Source organism: Streptomyces sp. N35, from assembly GCF_016464295.1.
Taxonomy (GTDB): domain Bacteria; phylum Actinomycetota; class Actinomycetes; order Streptomycetales; family Streptomycetaceae; genus Streptomyces.
The window spans coordinates 1-6157 of the sequence record NZ_JAEIMH010000091.1; the positions used below are offsets into that span (position 1 = coordinate 1).

The 6157-nt window shown below is 69.8% G+C and carries 3 protein-coding genes and 1 pseudogene; 2 read left to right on the forward strand and 2 right to left on the reverse strand.

What is annotated here, in order from left to right:
- A pseudogene (locus JAO81_RS43030) lies at nucleotides 1–71 on the forward strand (polyisoprenoid-binding protein); the annotation flags it as partial.
- Nucleotides 72–621: 550 nt separating this feature from the next.
- Here the strand turns inward: JAO81_RS43030 and JAO81_RS34630 are convergent.
- Entirely contained in the window at nucleotides 622–1026 is a 405-nt protein-coding gene (locus JAO81_RS34630) for a hypothetical protein (RefSeq protein WP_199551954.1), read from the reverse strand.
- 249 nt (nucleotides 1027–1275) lie between these two features.
- Nucleotides 1276–1563, reverse strand: coding sequence for a hypothetical protein (locus JAO81_RS34635; RefSeq protein WP_233416349.1), 288 nt, complete (start codon nucleotides 1561–1563; stop codon nucleotides 1276–1278).
- A 238-nt stretch (nucleotides 1564–1801) separates the two neighbouring features.
- Here JAO81_RS34635 and JAO81_RS34640 point away from each other — a divergent pair, with 238 nt between their 5' ends.
- Nucleotides 1802–6079: a S8 family serine peptidase gene (locus JAO81_RS34640; RefSeq protein ID WP_199551956.1), complete on the forward strand. Its 4278-nt coding sequence runs from the start codon at nucleotides 1802–1804 to the stop codon at nucleotides 6077–6079.
- The last annotated feature ends 78 nt before the right edge of the window (nucleotides 6080–6157 follow it).

Here is a 6157-nt window from a genome sequence, read left to right on the forward strand (position 1 = left end):
AGACGGGCGGCGTCCTGGTCTCCGACAAGATCAAGCTGACCTTCGACATCTCGGCGATCCGCCAGGCCTGAGAAGCAACGTCAGCGAAGGCCCGTACATCCTCGACCGTGGCGTGGACGACCGGGAGTAGCGCGGCCGCCAACTTGTCTGTAGAGCGGGGAGGGCCAGCCGGTCTCGCGATCACGTTCTCCCAGGCGTGCACCGCAGCGCACAGGCGACTGACCGCCGCCGCTCCCTGCCGCGGCCCCAAGCCCTACCTCGCATACCGCAATCCACACATGCCGACGGCCCGCCGCACGCGTGCCACCCGGACAGTCCTCATGACTCGCGCCCGGTCCCAGCCGAGCAAAGCTCCCCATGCGGGCTTTTGGCGCCGGCTGTCCCCTGGGAACCGTCCACGACCCGCCGCCGGGAGCGGTCGGTGCACCGCCGCGCATCTCCACGCAGCGCAAACCCGGCCTCGCCGGAAAGCGAACTCGTCGACCCCCAGGACTTCCACCTCCGAAATGGCAGGAAGCTCAAGGCGCCGGTTCAGCCGCAGCAGCGTGGAGCCGCTGATCGGCACGGACAACCGGGCGGCGAGGCGTTCACATCGTGACCAGGTGGAACTGGACACGAACCTCACATGGCAAGGCGGAGGTCCCCAGCCCAACTGTCGCAACGAACCCGGCCAGTGGCGAAGACGACCTCGAACTCTTCTCTCACCGCCATGACGTCTTCCCCGAGGTGGGCGGCCAACGGCGTCCGATCACCAACCGGGGCTACCTCGACGCGCCCGCAGCCGTCCATTTCGTATCCCTCGTGCGGGCTTGAGCGTTCCACGACCAGGCACCAGTCCGAGCCGGTGGTGATGTGCACGGACCTGCCTTGGTCGTCGATCAGCCACACGTCCAGCGGATCTTCCGCTGCTTCGTCTCCGCTCCGATGCCACGCGGCGAAGACGCTCACCAGTCGCCGCCCAACCAGGGTTTCAGGACGTTCGCCAGGCCCGTGCAACGGACACTGGGGCACCTTCTCGGACTCCACGCAACGACCGTACCGTCAGCCAACGTCCCAGCTCACACGTTTAAACGGGACAGCCCTTGAGTCCCCAGGCCGACGTCACTGAGGTGTTCGAGGAGAGGCAGAGCTACCAGATCCGCCGGCTGCCCGAGAGGAGGCACCACGTACAGATCCGCTGGGCGCGGTGCTCGCTCTGTGGCTGCTGGAAGACCTCAAGGTGGATGGCCGGGTCCGCGCATCGGGCAGGGGAAATGTGCTGGGGCCAGGGGTAGTTCACACGTGCGTTCCAAGCTTGATGCGCCGGTTGCCGGCCAGGCCGATCGCACGGGAGACCAGGCCGATCCCGTACACGTCGATCGCGTCGTCGAAATCATCCTCGGCATGCTCCGCGGCCATCACCAGGTCATAGCGGCCGGCGACCCGGGCAAGCCCGCGATCCTGATCCGTACGGCTCACCGCAGCAGGCTCAGCGGCACCGAGCAGCGCTTCCGTGGAGGCGGCGTCCGCAGCAGCCTGCTCGACCATCGCCCGCCACGCGGCGTTGTCCATCGGATCCGCCACCACCGGCGCCTCCTCGAGGGACTCAGCCGCCGAGCCCGGGCCCATCACCGCTTGGCCGCCGGCGGACTGGGTGAGGCGGGCGTTATCCGCGGTGAGCGGACAGGAGACGTACGACCTCGACGACGCGGAAGCCGCCGCTCAGAACTGAGCCGAGGCCTGGCCTACCTGTGCCAGCGGCAGGCATGGGCCACCGGTAATCGTTGCCCCATGCACTCCGGCCCCAGTAGCACCTGAATGCATGGGGAACTACCGAAGAACTCTGCACGTGGGCCTCACGGCCGCGGTGCTCGGCGGACTGCTTACATCGGTCTCGTCCGCCACCGCCGCACCTGAGCCCAAATCCAAGTCCCAGAGGCAGAAGGTCATTGTCGAACTGGACGGCGCGACCGCGCTTGAGGCGCCCAAAGGCGCCGCGCGTGATGCCGCCCCCGCGGAAGTGAAGGCGGAGCGCAAGAAGATAGCCGCGCAGCAGACAGCATTCCTGGCCGAGGCCAAGGGCAAGGGCATCGAGCCAAAGTCCGTACGCAAACTGGGGCTGCTGCTCAACGCCGTGGCCATGACGGTCACCGGCGAGGAGGCCGCCCAGCTGAAGAAGCTGCCGGGCGTGCGGGCCGTCCACCCGGACACCCGGATGAAGGCGCTGAGCACCGACGCCAACGAGCTCGTCGGCAACCCGGAGCTCTGGAAGCGCGAGGACCCGTCCGGCGCCAAGGTGACCGGCAAGGGGGTCACCGTCGCCGTAATCGATTCTGGGATCGATTACACGCACCCCGACCTGGGCGGCGGTTTCGGCAAGGGCCACAAGGTCGTCGGCGGCTATGACTTCATCAACAACGACGCCGACCCCATGGACGACAACCGGCATGGCACCCATGTCGCCGGCATCGTCGCAGGCAAGGCGGCGGCCGATGGCGGCGTGACCGGCGCCGCGCCGGACGCCGAACTGCTCGCCTACAAGGTGCTGGACAGCGAAGGCTACGGCGATACCTCGGCCATCGTCGCGGGCATCGAGGCGGCCGTCGACCCGGCCAACCCGCACCGCCCCGACATCATCAACATGAGTCTTGGCGGCCCCGGCGATGGCACCGACCCGCTCGGCCAGGCCGCAACCCGGGCCTCCGAGTCCGGCGTGCTGGTCATCGCCGCCGCCGGCAACAGCGGCCCCGGCCGCTACAGCGTCGGCTCCCCGGCCGCCGCCAAGGGCGTCATCGCGGTCGGCGCCTCCACCAGCGGCATCCGCGTTCCCGAGGCGCGCGTCGAGGGAGGAGAGAAGCTGCAGACCTACCGCGGCGTGGCCTCGGCCAACCCGCCGGCCGAGCCGCTCACCGGCGGCATCGCCAATATCGGCTACGGCAGCCCCGAGGAATGGGAAGCCGCGGGCGATGTCAGCGGCAAGACGGTGCTCTACGCCTTCCCACCCGGGCTCAGCGTGAACGAACTGACCGCAGAGGACCACCGCGTCTACCGCGAGGCGGAAAAGCGCGGCGCCGTCGCACTGATCGGCGGCGTAGCCCCGCCCGGCGGCGGCCCCAGCATGAGCGCCCAGCAGCGCGGCTCCGACCCGGCCGCCGCCCTGCTCGAGCCAGGCGCCAAGAGCCTCACGGAGACCAAGGGCGAGGCCCGCATCGGCGCCGACAGCGCCGTCGGTGCCCAGGACTCCGGCGACGAGTACCGGATGGACAAGCTGGTCGTGCTGGGCGTCGACCAGTACCAGGGCCAGGACCTGGCCGCGCTGGCCGCTTCCGACGCGAAGGCGCGGCTGACCGTCAGCGGACGCGACTCCACCGACGAGATCGCTTCCTTCTCCTCCCGCGGGCCCGACCCGCTGCTCGGCCTGAAGCCGGACATTGTCGCCCCGGGCGTGGAGATACGTTCCACCGTCCCGAAGGCGATCTGGGAGCCGGGCATCCAGCGGATGTCCGGGACCTCGATGGCCTCCCCGCTGGTCGCGGGCTCCGCTGCGCTGCTGCGCCAGCTGCATCCGGACAAGAGCGCGGCTCAGCTCGGCGCCGACCTCACCGGCAGCGCCAAGCACCTCGACGACGTCGAGGAGACCACCCAGGGCGCCGGCCGCCCGCCCACCGCCGCCCCGGCCGGCGCTACTGTCACCGCCCCCCCCCCCACCCTCTCCTTCCGGCTGCCCGACATGGATGGACGCAGGGTCCACGAGAAGAAGACCGTGACCGTGCACAACTCCGGCAGCAAGCGGCTCACCGGCGCCGTGAAGGTCTCCGGCAAGGCCGAGGCCGGCACCCGCCGGGTGAGCATCCCGGCCGGCGGCAGTACCAAGATCGAACTCACCCTCTCCGAGGAACGGCCCGAAGCCAGCACCCTGTTCAGCGGCCGGGTCTCGGTCGAGGTCCAGAACGGCCCCGACCTCACCGTCCCCTATCTGATGACCGCCATCCCGCTCTACGTGGAGGCCACACCTGACCCGACGGACGGCCCGGCCGACGTCTACGTCTACGCCCCCACCACCTCGCTCGAAGCACCGCCGGTACTCACCATCACGCCGCCGAACGGCAAGAAGTACACGGTGCAGACCCGCCCGACCGGCGACCCGTACTACCACCGCGCCGATGTCACCGGCAGCGCCCCCGGCGTCCACAAGATGACTGCCAAGGCCACCACGGCCACCGGCGTCCGCGAATACGGCGAGGGCGCCTTCGAGGTGGCCGAGCAGATCGCAGACGGCAGCAAGTGGCAGCCCATCGGCCCGAACAGCGCCGACGGCCGGATCACCCTCGCCCCCTCCCAGGGCGGCAAAGCGGTGATGACCCAGTACGGCCAGGCGGGCACCTGGCTCACCACCGACAGCGGCGAGAGCTGGAAGCAGCACAACCGCACCCCGTTCATGGGCGCAGCCACCAACGAGCCCTCGGTCGTCATCGACGCCAAGAACCCCGAGCGCATGTGGTCGGCGACGAGCGCCATCTCCTGGACCGTCAACGGGGGCGGGATCATGCGCTCCGATGACAGCGGCAAGACCTGGGAGCGGCTGAACGCCCCAGACCTCCCCTTCCAGAACCTGGTCGCCGACCAGGACACCAAGGTGCTGGTCGCACAGGCGGCCGACTACCAGGCCTACGTCAGCCGGGACGCAGGCGAGAGCTGGGCGGTCGAGGACCTCGGCATCAGCGGCGAGATCCTGAACATCGCCTTCGGCGGCGATGACCTGTATGCCTGGACCGGAAACGACATCTGGGCGGTCCGCGGTATGTCGGGCAGCAGCCCGCAGCCCGCGGAGAAGATCTACTCGGTGCCCGACGACCGCTCCACGATCATCTCCGGCTTCGACGCAGACGCCCAGGTGGTCGCGGTCCGCGCGCTCGGCGTCGGCGGCGGGCTCACCATCAGCCAGGACGGCGGCCGCACCTGGAGCGAGCCCTACCGCGACGGCCGGGGCATCGTGAAGGTCAACAAGGGCGACATCTACTACGACCCCCTGAGCAGCGAGGCGGAGATCAGCAAGGACGGCGGCAGGACCTGGACCACCGTCGAGCAGCCGAACCAGAGCACCGTCGTCTACGACTACGACCGCTGGGCCGACGGCTCGCACACCATCAGCGCGGCCTCCACTGGCATCTTCCGCTCCAGCGAAAGCGGCTACCGCCGGATTGGCGTGCAGGGCGAGAGCATCTCCTCCCTCGCGGTCTCCGGAGGCCGGCTGATGGCGGGCACCGGGCTGGGTCTGTACAGCACCGAGCTCCCGGCGCGCAGCCCAGAGTGGGGCGCGGCGGAGAACGAGGGCAGCACGGGCATCCGGATCGCCGATATCCAGGCCTACGCCAAGGACGAGAAGATCGTCTGGCGCTCGGTGGAGGGCTTGTTCGGCTCCTCCGTGCAGAAAAGCGAGGACAGCGGCAAGACCTGGACGGACAAGGGGCAGCTCGCGGGCTACCTGGACTCCCTCATGGTCGACCCGCGGAACCCGGACAAGGTGATCATCGGTTTCCACCGCTCCAACGCCGTGGGCGTCTACACCACCACCGACGGCGGCGAGCACTGGAAGAGCAAGTACGCGCACCGCGACATCTACTCCGCCATCGCGGCCGACCCTGACAAGCCCGGCCGCATCTGGCTCGGCGGCCTCGGCGGCCTGTACTACTCCGACGACTTCGGCGGCACGGTCACCAATGTCGCCGAGGGCGAGGTCTCGGCCGTCGAGTTCGACGGCTCCCGCATGATCGTCGGCGGCAAGTCTCTGCGCTACAGCACCGACGGCGGCAAAACGCTCCGCGAGTCCGACGAGGGAGGCCTGCGCATCAAGGTCTCCGACATCGTCAAGGCCGGCGACACCTGGTACGCGGGCACCACCAGCCACTGGGTGGTGGGCGAGGTGCCGATCGGCACCCGCGGCGTGCTGCGCTCCACCGACGGCGGCCGCAGCTGGCACAGCATCTCCAGCGGCATGCAGAACACGGACGTGCTCTCACTGGCCGTCGCCCCCGACGACGGCACGCTGTACGTCGGCACGCAGCGGGGAGGGGTGCACAGCCTGAACCTCGGGCGCTGATCCGCCCTCGCCTGAGGGGCTGGCGGGGAGGCCCCCCCCGGGGGGCCCCCCCGGGGCATCCCCCCCGGGGGGGGCAGG

Excerpts from the sequence above, each read along its gene's own strand:
- JAO81_RS34640 (WP_199551956.1), top strand. The coding sequence starts at position 1,802 with ATGGGGAACTACCGAAGAACTCTGCACGTGGGCCTCACGGCCGCGGTG.